Below are 17046 nucleotides of genomic sequence, written 5' to 3'. Positions count from 1 at the left end.
TAATATGAAATATGGCATAACAGAAACTGTAAAAACAATAGAATCAAAAACAAAAGTTAAAGATATTATTTATGACATTGTAGAAAAAAAGACAAACGCCATAAAATACTTTTTAGAAGGGCAGGAATTTAAACAAGCTATTGTTTTTGGTGCTTATTTATGTGGAAATTATATGGCTCACTCACTAATAAGAGATTCAGATGAGGTAATACTTGTAGATGTCTATCCACATTTAAAAGATATAATAATCAACGAAAAAATAACATTTATGGATTCAAACAAATTCAATTTAGCATTAAGAAATGGAAAACTAAACCCTGATTTGATTGTTGATATAACTGGAATAGGCGGTATAGAACCAGAAATTTTATCACAATTTAATCCAGATGTGCTTATTGTAGAAAATCCAAAATGCACATACGATATAGATGTTTTTGAAATAGACAACTCCATGGAAAGACTAAATACCGGTAAAAAAAGAGGTCTGTTAAACACATTTAGGTCATCGAAAGTTTCGAAAACATCTGGAACTATGACTCTAACTATCGATACTGTGCTTGATTCATGTAATGAAATAAGGGAGCTCGACGGAGTGCTTTATGCCATGCCTAATTTGAAATACTATGAGGGAATGCTATTCCACGAGAAAAATGCTAAAAAGTTTATAAGTGAAGTAAATGCTCCTGCAATAACTGTAAGCTGTTTAGATGAAGATATTGCCCCAGAAATAGATGAAATATTATCAAAAAATATGAAGAGAATCAATTCATTTGTGGAAAAAATAAAATAATTAAAATACTCAAATAATACATTTTATAAATTTATTTCTTTTCTTTGCTCTTTTTATTATATAGGATAGACAACAAAAAAGAAATTGTTATTTTTTAGATTTTATTTGCAACGATTTCGAGAGCATTCATAAATGCATCCTTTTCAGGTATGACCACAGCAACAGGAACTCTTACAACTTTTTCAATGCTCGAACTTACAATAGGGGCACAAATTATCGCCTTGACCCCTTCCCTTTCTGCCTGTATCGATGCAGTGATACAGTCTTCTAAGGAATTTGCAGGATATTCTTTTAATAGGTAGTCCTTACCTTTTACAGAGAATATTTTAGTTTTTATTTTGTTTAATGAAGGCCTAGCCGCAATCACAGCTATTTTATCAATCTCATCTTTATCTTTTTCAAATTCCTTTATAGTATCTATGATTTTTTTGAGGGTAGATACCCTAAAATCCCTCCCTTGCACTATTTTATAAAGTGTGCTGTATGGTATGTCAGATATTTCAGAAAACTCCTTCAAGGGTATATTAAGTTCCAGTAGAATTTTTTTAAATTCATCTGTAAATTTATCCGAATCCAAGCTTAATAAAAGCCTCTCATGTGCTTTCATGGTTTCACAAAAATAAGTTGTTATGATATAAAAATATAAAATATATACAATATAAGATAAATATAATAAGTTAATTATACAATATAATCAATACCTAATGATGATTTACTTTTTTGAGAAGATTTAGGTATTATTCTTCTTGGCATCTCTCCACTTCCTAATATACTTGAAGATTTCACACCAGTTATTATTGTCATAACTCTAATACAACCTTCCATGGTAGGGTCAATTCTCGCACCCCATATCACATTTGCATTAGATTCCATGCTTTCAGTGATGCCTTCCCCGATTCTGTTAGCCTCTCCAAGTGTTAAATCAGGACCTCCCGTGATATGTATCAGAGCTCCTGTGGCACCTTTATAATCTACATCTAAAAGAGGACAGCTTAATGTATCTTTAACAACTTTTTCAACCCTATCTCCTTTTGTTTCATAATCTACTTCACCAACACCAATCATTGCCACTCCACCATCGGTCATAATTGACCTCACATCGGCATAATCTATATTTATTAAGCTCTTTCTAGATATGGTCTCAGTGATACCTTTAACTGCCTGAGCTATTATTTCGTCTGCAACTTTAAATGCCTCATTTATAGGTAAGTTTGGAACAAAATCAACAAGTCTGTTATTGTCAATTACAATAACTGTGTCACAACTTTCAGTTAGTCTTGCAAGACCTTCATCGGCCTTTTTCAACCTTGCTCTTTCTATCTTAAAAGGATATGTAACCATTCCAATAACTACTGCACCATTTTCTTTTGCTATTTCTGCTACAATTGGCGCAGAACCAGTTCCTGTTCCACCACCCATTCCAGCAGTGACAAATACTAAATCTGCATTTTTTAAAACATCTTCCAAAACATTTTTTGCGAGCTCAGCTGATTTTTTTCCAATCTCAGGATAGCCCCCTGCTCCAAGCCCTCTTGTTAATGTGGAACCGATTAAAATCTTTTTATCAGCGTTTATATGCTCTAAATGCTGTTTGTCGGTATTAAGGGCTATGGTTTCCGCACCTTCAATACCTATTTCCATAAGCCTATGAACTGTGTTGTTCCCTGCACCGCCACATCCAACTACAATAATACTGGCATTTCCAAAATCATCTTTTGAAATTTGTTTATTGTATAATTCATCGTTGTTCTTCGATAATGCTTCATTGACTAGTCTCATACTATCCTCCTTTACATAAATAAATATTAATCATAATATAATTTAATATATACTCAATTTTATAACACCACATATTTATATTTTCCTTTTTAATTAAATTAAAGATATATCAGATAGACAAATAATAGATAATAGATGGATAATATCAAATAATAATAGTAAAGTATATATACGTTAAATATAAATAGTAATTTGGCTAGGCTGGGGGGTTAGGCGTCCCCTGTAACCCGAAATCGTCTTATGCGGGAGCCGAAAACTTGGGGGCGGTATGGGCATTCTACTGTTCATTCCCAAGTTCTGCGTTGACATTTCGTCCTGTGGGGTAAGGCGGTGGAGGGACCCACTCTGTAGGGAGTGGGCAAACCTCCTTAATCCACCGAACCCCGTCAGGCCCGGAAGGGAGCAGCGGTAGGTGGGACACCGACGCTCACAGGGTAGCGGAATCGAGTAGGACTTGGGGTAGATGGACAGTAGGAGCTCATATCCACCCCAAGGAAGCCACTTTTTATTAAAAGGATTTTTGCTGTTTTTTCTTATTTCCATCATCTTTATTTTAAGCAATCTATCCAATAAATAGGCATATTATACTTTTTTATATTTTCCAAGGGTTATTTCATAAATATTTTATCATTCAATTTTATATAATATATCCAAATTTATTTATATATTTTCAACCATATTTTGTATATATCATTAAACCAGTTTTATGAAAAATGGTAGGTGATAAATTGATTATAGGTGTTATTTCAGACACCCACATGGGCGATAGGGTAGATAAAATACCAAAAGAGGTTTATAAACAGTTTTCAGATGTAGATATAATAATCCATTGTGGAGACCTAACGTCAAAATCTATTTTAGATGAATTAAATGATATGGCGGAAGTAATAGCAGTTAAGGGAAATATGGACCATCTCGAACTTCCAAGGGAGAAAGTTTTGAATATTGAAAACTTTAAAATAGGCATTATCCATGGGGACATAATTTATCCCAGGGGGGATTTATTAAAGATGAAATATTACAGCTTAGAAAAAGATTTAGATGTGCTCATATCTGGACATACTCATATTCCACTTATAAAAGAAATAAAAATACCTGAATTAAACAAAAAAATCCTTTTATTAAATCCCGGGAGCCCAACAGTTCCAAGGTTTCCACTTAAAACCATTATGAAAATTGAAATTAAAAATAATATGATAAAACCTAACTTAATTCCACTTCAAATAAAATAAAGATAAAAAATAGAAAATAGATACAAAATTAAATGTAAGAATATATTTTTTTAAGTTTTGATACAAGTTCTTTTTGTTTATTTTCCACTGTTTTTTCACTGTATTCTAATGCACCAGTAGGGCAGACGATTTTACATAATTCTTCATCTTTTGTATAGCATCCATCGCATTTAAATACTACTCCTAAATTATGATTCATCCTCATGGCACCGAATGGGCAGGCATCCATACATAATCCACATCCCACACATTTCTCCTTATGGACCACTACTTTATCATCTATTCTTTCAATGGCATATTCAGGACATACATTTAAACATGGTGCATCTTCACAGTGCATACATTTTACAGGGACGCCTTCAACAACAAACATTCCATTGGTCGGACAAACCCTTTCACACCTTTTACAATCTACACAGAGTTTAATATTAGGCATTAGTTTCATACTACTCACCACTTAGTTAAGCTGTAAAAATTTATTTCAGTGGATTACCCACTTTTGCAGAACTGGCGATTTTTGATAAAAGAGTGCCACCTTCTTTTTTACCGGACTTTAAATTTAATTTGGACATGTTTTCAAGATTTTTAACTCTTTTATCAAATACAATATCAAATATATCTACCAAATCCAAACATCTCTTTGAACATGCTTTAACACAGGCACATTCATCATCTTCCTGTTCCATACACAGTGAGCATTTGTGTGCCACATCGGACATAGAAATAGCACCGAATGGGCAAGCCATAGCACACAATCCACAACCTATACATTTAGATTCTTCTAAGTAAATAACCCCATCCTTATTTTCAATAGCCTCAACAGGACATACTTCCTTACAGGGTGCTGACGCACAATGCTGACATACTACGGGCAAATATCTACCATCATGTTCCAATATACCAATCCTACTTACTCCATGAAGTCCCATACATGCTTTAACACAATCTCCGCAGTTATCACACTTATCATTAATCATTACTATCTTTTTCATGATAACACCAATTAGCGTGTATAATTATATTAAAATATTTATATTAAAATAAAAAAATTTGAATAAATTAAAGGTTTAAATCGTATAATTTATTAAATTTATAATCCCAATAATTTACATTTCTCATCTATGCATTTTTGCAACATTTCAATATCTTCATCTGTTAAATGCCTATATCTCTTTTGCATTTTTACATATTCTTTCAATGGTTTTCTTTTTACTGGCTTGTATGATATTCTAAATTCTCCATTTTCGATTTCATACAGTGGGAATACACCAGTTTCTACTGCTAATCTTCCCATTTCTACTGTATCCTTTGGGTCATATCTCCATCCAGTAGTACATGGTTGGAATACGTGAATAAATGCTGGACCATCTATTTCGCATGCTTTTTTAACCTTATTCATGAAATCCTCAGGATAGCTCAAACATGCGGTAGCAACATAAGGGACCCCATGTGCAGCCATAATCATAGGCATATCCTTTTTAGGTCTATCTTCCCCTCTTATGACACTACCCGCAGGAGAAGTTGTTGTTGATGCAAGTAATGGTGTAGAACTACTTCTTTGAATACCTGTATTCATGTATGCCTCGTTGTCATACATAATATATACCATATTGTGCCCTCTTTCCATGGCACCACTTAATGCCTGGAAACCAATGTCTGCTGTTCCTCCATCTCCACCAAATGCTATTACATTTATTTTTTTATCGGCATATTTTTTTCTCTTTCTCTGTAAAGCCTTTACTGCACTTTCCATACCACTTGCAACAGCTGCGGCATTTTCAAAAGCAACATGTATCCATGGAACTCTCCAAGCTGTTTCAGGATATGGTGTGGTCATAACCTCTAAACATCCTGTGGCATTTGCTACTATTGTATCTTTTCCAGCAGCTTTTAATGCCTGCCTAACGATAATTGCTGCTCCACAGCCTGCACAACCCCTATGACCTGGAGCAAAATGTTCCTCTCTTGGAAATTGTTTTTCAGCCATTTCTATCACCAAATTATTCTTCTTCCTAATTTTTTTAATTTTAATTTTTATTTATTGTTCTTTTAATCCTACCCACTTGGTTTCTCCATCCTCTGCTTTTTCAGCATGTTCCATAATTTCTTTAATATCTTCTGGTTTGATATCTCTTCCTCCCAAACCGACGATGTAATTAATAGTTTTCTTGTCCTTTAAGAAGGCTGCCAAATCAATATATAATGCACCTTTATTCATACCAAGCGTTATGTTTTTATCAAGAATGGCAATATTTTTCGCATTCTTTAATGCTTCCTTTATATGGTTTATTGGAAGTGGTCTATATGTTCTTATTCTTAAAAGACCGTACTCTTTCCCTTTCTGTTTTAAATCATCAATAACTTCTTTAATTGTTCCGCAAACTGAGCCCATAGCAACAAGCACAGTTTCTGCATTTTCTATGTTGTATGTTTCTATTAATCCATTACCGTATTTTCTTCCAAATTTCTTTGCAAATTCTTCATTAACATCCATTATAACCTTTTCAGCATTATCCATAGCTAATTGAACATCGTGTCTTGATTCCATATAGCAACTTGGAACACCAACAGGTCCCTGTGTTATTGGTCTATCTGGGTCCATGTATGCATGTTTAGGTTCATAAACTCCTACGAAATCCCTTACTTCTTCTTCATCAGGCAATTCCACCGGTTCAACTGTATGAGTTAATATGAAACCATCTAAATTAACCATAACGGGCAATAATACATCTTCATGTTCTGCAATTTTAAACGCTTGAATTAGTGAATCCAGTGTTTCTTGGTTATCCTCAGCATATATTTGAATCCATCCAGTATCTCTCTGAGATATACTGTCCTGCTGGTCATTCCAAATGTTTATTGGAGCAGACAATGCCCTATTTGCATTCATCATAACTATTGGCAATCTCATACCTGACGCTATAAACAAGGTCTCATGCATTAATGCCAGTCCTTGCGATGCAGTTGCAGTGAAAGTCCTTGCACCTGCTGCACTTGCCCCAATACATGCACTCATTGCTGAGTGCTCACTTTCTACTTTAATAAATTCTGCATCCAACTCCCCATTTGCAACAAACTCTGCCAATTTTTCCACACATGTTGTCTGAGGAGTTATCGGATAAGCTGAAACAACATCCACATCACATAACCTTGCAGCTTCCGCAGCAGCAGATGTTCCAGTGATAATTTTAACTTTACTCATAATTTATCCACCTTTCTCTATTCTATTTTTAATCTAAAAAAGCAAATATTTATTTTCTATTAACTCAGCATTAAATAATTAATTATAACCTTATTTTTCTTCCCTAATACTACTTATGGCTTTAACAGGGCATTCTTTTACACATATAAGGCATCCTTTGCAGTAATCATAATCTATTTCAAATTTTCCATCTTTTTCCTTAATACATCCCTCTGGACAAAATATAAAGCAGTTTTCACACATTACGCATTTATCCTTATCCATTATTGGCTTAAATACTCTCCAACTACCTGTTTTATTATTAACGGAATTCCCTGGTTCGTATATTATGGTCCCAATAGTAACCATCAAATCACCTTATATAATTTTAATCTTTGTTATTTTACTCTGTTTTATGTATTTATGTAGTGTAGTATACTTATTCCCCTTTAACCATGTTATAAGCAACTTCCGCAGCTTTTGCGTTTTTTTCTCCGAGTTTTTTTGGGAATGTATCCATAATTGCCTTTTTAAGTGAGTCAATACTAACTTCTCCTGTAACTCCAGTAAATGCTCCCAATATAACGGTATTCACAATAGGAAGCCCCAATACTTCAAGAGCCACGCCTGTCGCATCAATTGTATAAACTTCATAGCCTTCCAATTTTATGTCCTTATTCGTGTTTATTACAATTTTTCCACCTTTTTTCAAACCGCCTGTAACATCAGTGGTATCCAAAAGTGTTGGGTCTTGAACTACAACATAATCAGGCTCATATATTTGACTTCTCAGCCTTATCTTTTTATCATCAATTCTTGTAAAAGCCATCACCGGAGCTCCCCTTCTTTCAACACCGAAAAACGGAAAAGCTTGGGAGAACTTACCATCGTAAAAAGCAGCTTTTGCTAAAATTTGAGCGGCAGTAACTGCTCCTTGACCGCCCCTTCCATGAAATCTAACTTCAATCATCACTTCACCTCATTATGATATATAATGAAAAATATTTATTAAGGCTATTGTCTAATCAATCCTAACCATCATTATTAATCATTATAAAATATATTATATAAAGCTTTTTGTTATACGGCACATGTCGTAAAAATATTGTGCATTTTATGAATTGAATATATTAAAAAAATGCAGAAAATATAAATAAAACATTTAATAAATGTAAAAATACCTATTTTAACCGAGATATTGGTTTTAATTATATTCATGTATATTTAAAATTATATATGTTTTTTAAATAAATAATTTAAATAAATAACTAAATATAAAAATAAAAAATAAAAACAGAAGGTGTATTATGACTGAGAATATTGGAATAAATAATATAACCATTTCTTCAATTTCTCATGCCACAGAAGATGAAGATAAAGTTTTGGAAGCAATGGCATATTTTTTGCCGGAAAATATTGATGATGAAGATTTAGAGATTGAAACAGTAGATTCCGAAGGATGTTTTGGAAATCCCATTTTTATTCATAAAATTACAATAGATAAAAGCAAAATAGCCAAAAAAGTATTTAATCACATTATGCAACTTGTGAAATCTAATGAGAGAAATATCACTAAATTAAAAAAGGATATTGATTTAAGACTTGAAAAAAGCAAAATTTATTTAAGATTCGATAAGCAAAAGGCATATCTTGAAGAATGTAAGTTGGTAGATGGAGATGATGTTATAAGAATTATTATAAATTTCAAAATCTATGTTCCGAAAAATAAAGAACAAAAGGTAAAAGAATTTATGATAAAAGAATTAGAAAAATAAAATAAATAACAATTTGGTGAAAAATTGAAACTTAGATACATTGATGCCCACTGCCATATTGAAGATAAAGGATTTAACAAAAATAGACGTGAAATTATAGAGCTCGCAAAAAACAAAAATGTGGAGATGATAACTAGTGGTGCAAGTTTCGGAGGGTGTAAAAGGGCATTGGAACTCAAAGAAGAATATAATGTATATCTAACTTTGGGTTTTCATCCCGGTAATGTGCGGGCTGATGATAAGGTGATAGATAAAGTATATAATCTAATAAAACAGAGTGAAAAGGAAATTTTAGGGGTTGGTGAAATAGGGCTCGATGTAAATGTGCAAAATATAAGCCGTCAAAAAGAAATATTTAATAAATTTGTAAATTTAGCTGAGGAACTGAACAAACCTGTCATAATTCATGGAAGAGGTCTTGAAAGAGAATGCTACAATTTAATAAATAATCGAGTAATATCCATGTTTCACTGTTATAGTGGCGATATTAGTCTTGTAAAGGAACTAATTAATAACAATCATTATATTTCCATATCCACACTTGTTTGTTTTTCCAATCATCACCAAGAACTTGTTAAGAATTTGGATTTGGAAAATATTGTGGTTGAAACGGATAGCCCATATTTATCCCCTGTGAAAGGGGAAAAAAACCAGCCTACAAATGTAACAAAAGTTGTAGAAAAGATATACGATATAAAAAAGAATGATGGGACCTATAACTATGATGAGATTGTTAATATTATATACAATAACACGAAAAAATTATTCAATATTTAATTTGATAAATAATTAATATTATGGTGATATCATGGAGTGTAATGCAAATACATTTACAGCGAAATTAATAAGTATAATAAGCGTTGAAGAGGGGTTAAAAAGTGAAGTGGCAGACTGTATAAGAATGAGGGCTAATATTGACAAAAGGGAACTAAAAAACGACAATGTTGTAGCAATATTTAATATATCCGGAACCACAAGTTATCAGGCATTTTTTATAGATGGAGAGGAAAGCATAGACTATATTAAAACAAAGTTAAATGAGATGGAAACTTCATTAAATTACGATTCAGAGGAAACGCTAAAAAGATACATTGAAAGGATGAACAAATAAAAAGTGGCATTATGTGTCCATCAGGTAATTGTCTAAATAATTTACTCTCTGAAATGGATTCCTTAAAAAATCCTAAAAAGGCAGAAACAATTCAAAAGTTTTTTAAAACTGGAAAAGGAGAGTATGCAGAAGGGGATGTATTTTTAGGAATCACAGTTCCACAGCAAAGGAAACTTGCAAAAAAATATATCCATCTAAATTTTGATGAATTGCAGGAGCTCTTAAATTCAAGGATTCATGAGCATAGGCTTACGGCTCTTTTAATATTGACCTACAAATATCAAAGGGCAAAATCTAACGAAGACTTAAAAAGAGATATTTATAAATTTTATCTAAAAAATACAAAAAATATAAATAATTGGGATTTGGTGGATACATCTTGCTATAAGATTGTTGGGAATTATCTATTTGATAAAAATAGAAATGTGTTGTATGAGCTCGCAAAATCGGAAAATCTTTGGGAAAGAAGAATTTCAATTGTATCAACATTTGAATTTATTAGGAAATATGATTTTAACGATACATTAAAAATCTCCAAGATTCTATTAAATGATAGGCATGATTTAATTCATAAGGCAGTTGGATGGATGCTGAGGGAAGTTGGAAAGAGAAATAGGGCTGTTGAAGAAGAATTTTTAGAAAAATACTGTGTAGTAATGCCAAGAACGATGCTTAGGTATGCTGTCGAAAAATTTGATAAAGAAAAAAGATTGTATTACTTAAAAAAACAGAAGTGATAATATGAAAGATGCACGAGGAATAGATAAACAGTGGGTAGTCTTAGCGGAGCTCGCATCTATATTGGCAAGCAAGGGACGGATGGTTCCAGAAGAAGCCTTTTTCAGATTGAGACTGGCAAACAATATAATTACATACTACTTGCTGGATGAGCATTCATCTTTTGAGGCTTTGAGGGATGCTGAAAAAGAGCTTTCAAAAGTGCAGATGATTCTTTTTGGTTTGTGTGATAATGAGCTCGCCAAAGAATATTTAGACAAAATGGCTAAGGCTGTAAGGAATGAACTTGATGCAGAGTTTCCCCTTAAAAAAACCACATTTAACACAGAAGTTAAAAAAAGAAAGGATATCGAGTCCATAAGGATAAAACTAAACAAGGAACTTCAAACTGAAATATTGGGTGATTTAAGCGAATGGTATGGTGTTATTTTTGAATTCAGTAAGGAATTGGATAATACCGTTATAATTGAAGGCAATAAGGATAAAGTAAAAAACGCATTGAAGGATTTCTCCATAATTTGGAAATACTAACATAATATTAATTAATTTAAATTATTGAAAATTGTAGAGCTCCTTTTAGTTATTATTAAAAACGCATTATTGAAATTAAATTATAAAATTATGAAAAACTACAATCAGTAATTTTTTAAAATAGAAAAGATTAAAAAATTAGTTATATTTATTTTTTTAACTTTAATTACAACAATTTGTTTATTGGGTGAGCATCGATTGGGGATATACCCATTTCTTTTGCAGCTTCTGCGATTACTGCATCGGTCATTGCTATTGCAGGGAATGTTAACTGTGCGTTGTCAATAGGACCATATAAAACAAAGTCCCCTGCAGCCATTGTCTGAACAATGTTTGCCCCAATATCACAAACATGATGAACATCTTTTGACAATTGGGTTAAACCTGATTCTCTTAATCCTTTTCTGAATTCCCTTAACCAGTCCCATGCAGATGGAATGTTGTGAATACCACTTCCTACTGGAAGACCCAATTTTGCTTTAACTGCAAATGATGCTCTTACAGCAGGACCTGCACCGCTACCTAATGGTGTAACAGCAACGTCAATCAACGGGTATTTAATTCCTGCTTTTTCAGCTAATTCCAACATACCAGTATCTGTTGTTTTACCACCATCTAATAAAACATTCAATTTACCTTCAACTGATGGGTCCATTGGGTCGAAACATAAAACAATTGATGCCTCTAAGTCACTTTCTACTAAGTTCTGGAATTCTTCTTCTTCAATTGAAACATTAATAGAGTTGTAAATACACTGATTAGCATAACCTGCTTCTGTTGCCCTTCTTGCTGCTGCCATTCTTGCTTCTCCTGAGGTGGAGTCCAATAACATTGGTCCATCCCATACCTCAGCAACGAAGTCTATGTATTTTGTCAATGCTTCAGGGTTCCCACCAAATACCTGAACAAGTGCTGGGTTTCCTGTGGTATCTTCCATTTCTGCCTGCTTGTTTATTAAATCTTCCGCAGCTGCTTTATCGAAAATACCTTTTCTTTCATCTTCAACGATTTTGTGTCTTGCGTAGAATATGGTTCCTGATAAACCTGTTGGGTATTCTCCTGGCTGACCACCAAATTTCCTACCTGCGATTTCGATTACCATCTGTTCTTTGTCAAATTTGAACATCTATTACCACCTCAATTATCCTTTATTTTATTTTAGGTAATATTGAAATATTGGTAATATTTTTCCAATTACCATCATAATTATAAATCCTATCATGAATCCATAGACAATACCAACATCCCTACCTGCCTTTTTACCTAACCTTTGTATTACTTCGGCATTTGTATTCTCTACGGTTTCATCTATGTCATTTAATTTTTCCTGTAATCTTTTAAAATCTTTTGATGGAGTAACTACTGTGGGTATCTCAGTCATCTAATCACCCTAATAAGAATTTTAATGCAATTGGAATTCCAATTAAAACTACCGCGAACAATGCACCATATGCTGCTCCTTCAAGTGCCTTGGATTGTACTCCTGATGCCAAACCAAAGTCTCTTGTAAGTAATCCTACTTTGTAATCCAAAACATTCATAAGTTTTTTAGCATATTCCAAATCAGGTTCCACAACTGTTGGAATACCTTCAATTGAGAGACCTTCTTCATCTCCACCTTCAGCACCGCCAGCGCCACCTTCTAAGTCCAATATCATTGGGTCTTCGTCGATAGCACCAGGGTCTTTTGAAATGCAGTCCTTAATAGCCTGTGCTATTTTACCCGTATCTTCTACATCGATTAAATCCACAACTTCTACAATCTGTCTTTGGAATCTTTCAATAGCATCCTTACCTGCGTTTTCCAAGAATGGGATAGCTCCCTTAGCTCCGATGATTCCTCCATCGTCTCCAATACCATTTTCATGCAATGCTTTAAAACACTGTCCTGTAATGTGTCCCTGAACCTCGGAACCACATACTACCATAAATCTAATGTTTGGATTTGATATGTAGTTTGCTACAACTTTTTCAATTCCAAGATTTTCTGTGTGGCAAGGTCCTGAAATAGCGGCTCCTGCTTCAATAGCAGCCTCATCTATTCCGTGGGAACCCAATGTTACGACTGCAACGCAGCTTTCAGGATTTCCCACTACATACTCACCACTTACAATTGGCCATCCTGATGCAGGGGCTTTTTTATCTGCCATATTTTAGCACCTCCAAACTTATAACAACGAGAATATCAGCAAGGATAGGAACATACCTATTGCTATACCTTGAATCTTTCCGTTATAGTATCCTGAGTTAAATTTTGCAACTAACGCAGCATCGTTTATTTTTTCAGAAATTAATCTCATTCTTGTTTCCAACAATACTAACTCTGGTGAAGATGGTTTTATTGAAGTGGATTCATCATCACCTGCACCGCCAGCGCCACCTTCTAAGTCCAATATCATTGGGTCTTCGTCGATAGCACCAGGGTCTTTTGAAATGCAGTCCTTAATAGCCTGTGCTATTTTACCCGTATCTTCTACATCGATTAAATCCACAACTTCTACAATCTGTCTTTGGAATCTTTCAATAGCATCCTTACCTGCGTTTTCCAAGAATGGGATAGCTCCCTTAGCTCCGATGATTCCTCCATCGTCTCCAATACCATTTTCATGCAATGCTTTAAAACACTGTCCTGTAATGTGTCCCTGAACCTCGGAACCACATACTACCATAAATCTAATGTTTGGATTTGATATGTAGTTTGCTACAACTTTTTCAATTCCAAGATTTTCTGTGTGGCAAGGTCCTGAAATAGCGGCTCCTGCTTCAATAGCAGCCTCATCTATTCCGTGGGAACCCAATGTTACGACTGCAACGCAGCTTTCAGGATTTCCCACTACATACTCACCACTTACAATTGGCCATCCTGATGCAGGGGCTTTTTTATCTGCCATATTTTAGCACCTCCAAACTTATAACCCTATCAAACCTGGATTCATTTTAATAACTAATATTATAGCCAATATAGCGATTGCCAATGTTATCCAGAAACCAAAGAACATTCCTTGAAAGAGACCTCCAATTTCATAGGTTCCTTCCCTACCCGCATATGCTTTTAATGGAGCATGTCTTGGGTCAAGTGAATTTTCGAATGCCTTTGCCAATTTTTCTAATTTATTTATTTCTTCCTCAACAGGATTTAAATCTACTACAAGGATATCCTTTCTCATCTCAGCGATAAGTCCTGAATCTACATCCATTACAACTCCAATTTCAGGACATATTTTTATTATTTCCATCTTACCACCTTACATTTCCTTCTTAGGTAATTCTGGGGTGTATAAAACATCGCAGGCATCGTTTAATGACTGTTTCACAAATGACCTGTACACAACTGCCCATAATGCAACAGAAGCTATTGAAGATACTACATCCAATTTAGCTACTGAGAATATAAACCATGTTAGCAATCCACATGCTATTGCCAATAGCAATGTCCTTTTATGACTTTCATTTGGACCTAAACATGCGTTAAATGGGTGTAATATAGCCATACCTGCTGCAATAAATGCTAACCCAATTATTCCATTTTTAATTGCTCCTGGAATAAGCACATCAGGTGAAAATCCACCTGCGAAAGCTACACAGAATCCCATAATTGACAGAGCTCCCATAAGAGCCAACTTTGTCATACTTTCAACCATAATTGGTATCTTCATTCCAATTGGTTTTACTGTTAATTTCCCTACAATAAATCCTAAAACTATAGCTACCACTGCCACAATTATTGGTATGGCATAGATGACGCTATTTGGAAGTCCAAATTGAGTAACCATTGCATTAGCCAACAATACTCCTGCTAATGCTGACATTGTTCCCATACCTAAACTTACCATACCGATGGATGGAACACCAGTCCCAAGCCCATAAGCTGCTACTCTTCTTGTAGTGTTTGCACCTGCCACAGTAGCCGCAGCTGCTAAAAGTCCTCCAACAAGCATGGCTAATTGAGGGACAAATTGTGCAATATACATTCCAACAATTGAAAGGACCGCACCAAATATTAAAACCTGGTTTTCTGGATAAAGTTCTGCTGCATGTCCTCCACCACCATGACTCATAATAACACCTCATTTATTTATATTATTATAATTTAAATTCCAAGAGCCATACCTGCTACGATAGCTCCTGCCACTAATGAAGCTACAAATGATGCTATAATTCCATTTGGTATCTTCTTGAATTTTGGGTCGTGGAATCCTTCTGTTGTTCCTCCAATGTTGTATGATGCAAGAACCGCATTCATGAAAAAGAAACCAACAGCAATTACCCCTGCAATCTCTGAACTGAATCCTAACTGTTTAAATGCTATATATGCAAGACCTCCACCGATACCACCGAGTGCTGCACCAATTAAACCACTGATGAAACATACAGTAGGTATGGCATGCCCTGTGGTCCCCGGTGTAATGTATGATTTTTGATAATCTCCTGTAATTGGGTCTTTATCACACTTATCTGCTGCTGGAACTACTCCAACACCAAAGACATAAATCAACTGACCAATCAACATTGTTAAACCCAGCATAATCATGGAACCTACTGCTCCGGATAATAATATAATTGCTAAATGCACTGGGTTCATTAAATTAATACCGCTTTGTGCAGCCATTATAGCAGCAGCCATTAATCCTGTAAATCCAGCACCTGCTGCTAACTGAGTAGTTCCTGTCCCTACACCAGTTGATGTAGCCATAGCTGCGGGAGCTCCACCCACTGGAACAAAATGAACACTTGCATTAATTATGGCACCTGCAACTGTAATCTCTGCAAGAGGCAGTATTAAACTTACAGCATCCATAGTTTATCACCAAATTTATTTCTTAATCTATTATCTGTTTGTGTATGGACCATATTTGTTTCTAGCATATACTTCTATTACTCTGTTGAGGTATGCTGCAATTGCAACAATTATAAGTCCTACAACAATAGCAATTGCTGACTTTGTAATTAAATCTCCACCAAGAATACTTCCAACAATTCCTCTCCAGCCGTCGAGGAATATGATAAGACCAAATGCAAGCCCTGTCAATGGACCTCCTAATCTAGAACAAAAATAAGATGAATCCATACCATTTCTAATACCAGTTTCTGCTTTAATATCAATGTCCCCCTGGTTTGCAACAGGAATACCTCCACCGAATGGGTATTTTTGATATTCTCTTTCAGCACCGTAGTGAACGTCCCCTGTTGATGAACCAATAGCACCTACTGTAATACCGAATATCAATGCAATTAATGGTAATGGGAATGGATTTCCTAATGCTGTGCTTGCCAAATGTGCAGCGAATAATATACAAAATACTGCAATAAAACCATGTCCTACTATAGGACCTAAATGTGTCGTAATTACATCCATATATACTGGCTGACCGAAGTTTTTAGACTGACCTACTATCCTTCCTAAGTATGCACTTACTGAATAAGCACCATGAACTAATGCTGCAATTCCTGAACCTACAATAAGTGCCAATACTGTATTAAGTCCTGCACCCATTAAAGCCCATGCAACTGCACCTGCCGCAGCAACATATAAACCATAGGATACAGGTTCCCCAGATATAGCTTTGTTAAAGTATCTGTGTATATTACCCATCTGAGGTCCTAACTGAACCTGAGAGTTAGGGTTTGACTGAGAACCTACATCGGATTCCAAATCTTCCGCACATCCTGCCACGGTAGCCGCAGCACCGGATAATGCCAATGCCCCAAGAGCCAACAATGTTGGGTCCATTATTTCACCTCGTATAAAACACTAATTTTGTTTTATTCCCGAATGTATCATTCATTTGTGATAATATATATTATTTTCTATTTGATTCCATAAAAATACGGCAAATATTGTTTATTTTTAATAAAGCATTCTTTAACTAAATGGAAAAATAATATGTATAATTAAAATAGAATAACAA

Annotated in this window: 23 protein-coding genes and 1 other RNA gene; 8 read left to right on the top strand and 16 right to left on the bottom strand. The window is 34.6% G+C overall.

The genetic code is table 11. The features are described 5' to 3' along the window. The first annotated feature begins 4 nt into the window (after positions 1-4). Positions 5-790, top strand: coding sequence for an SAM-dependent methyltransferase HcgC family protein (locus tag Mjas_RS05210; RefSeq protein WP_421077140.1), 786 nt, complete (start codon positions 5-7; stop codon positions 788-790). Positions 791-884: 94 nt separating this feature from the next. On the opposite strand, the gene Mjas_RS05205 is transcribed toward Mjas_RS05210, so the two are convergent. Together Mjas_RS05205 and ftsZ are read right to left on the bottom strand one after the other, a co-directional pair. Next, on the bottom strand, positions 885-1397 hold the full coding sequence (locus tag Mjas_RS05205) for a transcriptional regulator (RefSeq protein WP_421077139.1): 513 nt from the start codon (positions 1395-1397) through the stop codon (positions 885-887). 74 nt (positions 1398-1471) lie between these two features. Continuing rightward, entirely contained in the window at positions 1472-2569 is a 1098-nt protein-coding gene (gene ftsZ, locus Mjas_RS05200) for a cell division protein FtsZ (protein ID WP_421077138.1), read from the bottom strand. 189 nt (positions 2570-2758) lie between these two features. Here ftsZ and ffs point away from each other — a divergent pair. Together ffs and Mjas_RS05190 are read left to right on the top strand one after the other, a co-directional pair. Next, positions 2759-3074, top strand: an RNA gene (gene ffs / locus Mjas_RS05195) — signal recognition particle sRNA. 223 nt (positions 3075-3297) lie between these two features. Beyond that, on the top strand, positions 3298-3801 hold the full coding sequence (locus tag Mjas_RS05190) for a YfcE family phosphodiesterase (RefSeq protein ID WP_421077137.1): 504 nt from the start codon (positions 3298-3300) through the stop codon (positions 3799-3801). A 28-nt stretch (positions 3802-3829) separates the two neighbouring features. Here Mjas_RS05190 and Mjas_RS05185 read toward each other — a convergent pair whose 3' ends face one another. The 6 genes from Mjas_RS05185 to Mjas_RS05160 form a co-directional block, all read right to left on the bottom strand. Next, entirely contained in the window at positions 3830-4246 is a 417-nt protein-coding gene (locus tag Mjas_RS05185) for a 4Fe-4S dicluster domain-containing protein (RefSeq protein ID WP_421077136.1), read from the bottom strand. Positions 4247-4277: 31 nt separating this feature from the next. Next, complete coding sequence (locus Mjas_RS05180) at positions 4278-4793, bottom strand: 4Fe-4S dicluster domain-containing protein (protein WP_421077135.1); 516 nt, start codon at positions 4791-4793, stop codon at positions 4278-4280. Positions 4794-4891: 98 nt separating this feature from the next. Further along, the gene (gene porB, locus Mjas_RS05175) at positions 4892-5788 is read right to left on the bottom strand and encodes a pyruvate synthase subunit PorB (protein WP_421077134.1); all 897 of its coding nucleotides are present in this window, start codon (positions 5786-5788) and stop codon (positions 4892-4894) included. 51 nt (positions 5789-5839) lie between these two features. Continuing rightward, complete coding sequence (gene porA / locus Mjas_RS05170) at positions 5840-7003, bottom strand: pyruvate synthase subunit PorA (RefSeq protein WP_421077133.1); 1164 nt, start codon at positions 7001-7003, stop codon at positions 5840-5842. A gap of 90 nt (positions 7004-7093) precedes the next feature. Further along, the gene (gene porD, locus Mjas_RS05165) at positions 7094-7351 is read right to left on the bottom strand and encodes a pyruvate synthase subunit PorD (RefSeq protein WP_421077132.1); all 258 of its coding nucleotides are present in this window, start codon (positions 7349-7351) and stop codon (positions 7094-7096) included. 70 nt (positions 7352-7421) lie between these two features. Further along, a complete protein-coding gene (locus Mjas_RS05160) occupies positions 7422-7952 on the bottom strand; it encodes a pyruvate ferredoxin oxidoreductase subunit gamma (RefSeq protein ID WP_421077131.1) in 531 nt (176 codons plus the stop codon). A 337-nt stretch (positions 7953-8289) separates the two neighbouring features. Between Mjas_RS05160 and Mjas_RS05155 the strand changes: the two genes are divergently transcribed. Genes Mjas_RS05155 through Mjas_RS05135 form a run of 5 tightly spaced genes read left to right on the top strand, consistent with a single transcriptional unit; the run spans position 8290 to position 11137 of the window. Next, positions 8290-8757 carry an RNA-binding domain-containing protein gene (locus Mjas_RS05155; protein ID WP_421077130.1) on the top strand — a complete coding sequence of 156 codons (468 nt, stop codon included), beginning with the start codon at positions 8290-8292 and terminating at the stop codon, positions 8755-8757. Positions 8758-8781: 24 nt separating this feature from the next. Next, complete coding sequence (locus Mjas_RS05150) at positions 8782-9534, top strand: YchF/TatD family DNA exonuclease (protein ID WP_421077129.1); 753 nt, start codon at positions 8782-8784, stop codon at positions 9532-9534. A gap of 31 nt (positions 9535-9565) precedes the next feature. After that, a complete protein-coding gene (locus Mjas_RS05145; RefSeq protein ID WP_421077128.1) occupies positions 9566-9868 on the top strand; it encodes a DUF749 domain-containing protein in 303 nt (100 codons plus the stop codon). A gap of 11 nt (positions 9869-9879) precedes the next feature. Beyond that, positions 9880-10605 carry a DNA alkylation repair protein gene (locus tag Mjas_RS05140; RefSeq protein ID WP_421077127.1) on the top strand — a complete coding sequence of 242 codons (726 nt, stop codon included), beginning with the start codon at positions 9880-9882 and terminating at the stop codon, positions 10603-10605. A 4-nt stretch (positions 10606-10609) separates the two neighbouring features. Beyond that, complete coding sequence (locus Mjas_RS05135; RefSeq protein ID WP_421077126.1) at positions 10610-11137, top strand: DUF2096 domain-containing protein; 528 nt, start codon at positions 10610-10612, stop codon at positions 11135-11137. A gap of 166 nt (positions 11138-11303) precedes the next feature. Here the strand turns inward: Mjas_RS05135 and mtrH are convergent, their stop codons facing one another. The 8 genes from mtrH to mtrE are packed head-to-tail and all read right to left on the bottom strand — an operon-like array spanning position 11304 to position 16868. Then, a complete protein-coding gene (gene mtrH, locus Mjas_RS05130; RefSeq protein WP_421077125.1) occupies positions 11304-12263 on the bottom strand; it encodes a tetrahydromethanopterin S-methyltransferase subunit H in 960 nt (319 codons plus the stop codon). Positions 12264-12290: 27 nt separating this feature from the next. Next, entirely contained in the window at positions 12291-12518 is a 228-nt protein-coding gene (gene mtrG, locus Mjas_RS05125) for a tetrahydromethanopterin S-methyltransferase subunit MtrG (protein WP_421077124.1), read from the bottom strand. Positions 12519-12522: 4 nt separating this feature from the next. Continuing rightward, positions 12523-13287, bottom strand: coding sequence for a tetrahydromethanopterin S-methyltransferase subunit A (gene mtrA, locus Mjas_RS05120; protein WP_421077123.1), 765 nt, complete (start codon positions 13285-13287; stop codon positions 12523-12525). A gap of 18 nt (positions 13288-13305) precedes the next feature. Continuing rightward, complete coding sequence (gene mtrA / locus Mjas_RS05115) at positions 13306-14028, bottom strand: tetrahydromethanopterin S-methyltransferase subunit A (RefSeq protein ID WP_421077122.1); 723 nt, start codon at positions 14026-14028, stop codon at positions 13306-13308. A gap of 18 nt (positions 14029-14046) precedes the next feature. Continuing rightward, positions 14047-14373 carry a tetrahydromethanopterin S-methyltransferase subunit B gene (locus Mjas_RS05110; RefSeq protein WP_421077121.1) on the bottom strand — a complete coding sequence of 109 codons (327 nt, stop codon included), beginning with the start codon at positions 14371-14373 and terminating at the stop codon, positions 14047-14049. Positions 14374-14382: 9 nt separating this feature from the next. After that, entirely contained in the window at positions 14383-15195 is an 813-nt protein-coding gene (mtrC, locus tag Mjas_RS05105; RefSeq protein WP_421077120.1) for a tetrahydromethanopterin S-methyltransferase subunit MtrC, read from the bottom strand. Between the two features lie 32 nt (positions 15196-15227). Further along, the gene (mtrD, locus tag Mjas_RS05100; RefSeq protein ID WP_421077119.1) at positions 15228-15935 is read right to left on the bottom strand and encodes a tetrahydromethanopterin S-methyltransferase subunit D; all 708 of its coding nucleotides are present in this window, start codon (positions 15933-15935) and stop codon (positions 15228-15230) included. A 30-nt stretch (positions 15936-15965) separates the two neighbouring features. Continuing rightward, positions 15966-16868 (bottom strand): tetrahydromethanopterin S-methyltransferase subunit E, encoded by a 903-nt coding sequence (gene mtrE / locus Mjas_RS05095; RefSeq protein WP_421077118.1) that lies wholly within the window; start codon positions 16866-16868, stop codon positions 15966-15968. Between the last annotated feature and the right edge of the window lie 178 nt (positions 16869-17046).

This window comes from Methanothermococcus jasoni (assembly GCF_049075655.1).
Lineage (GTDB): Archaea > AGJL01 > Methanococci > Methanococcales > Methanococcaceae > Methanofervidicoccus.
This window is presented reverse-complemented; position numbering and strand designations above follow the sequence as displayed.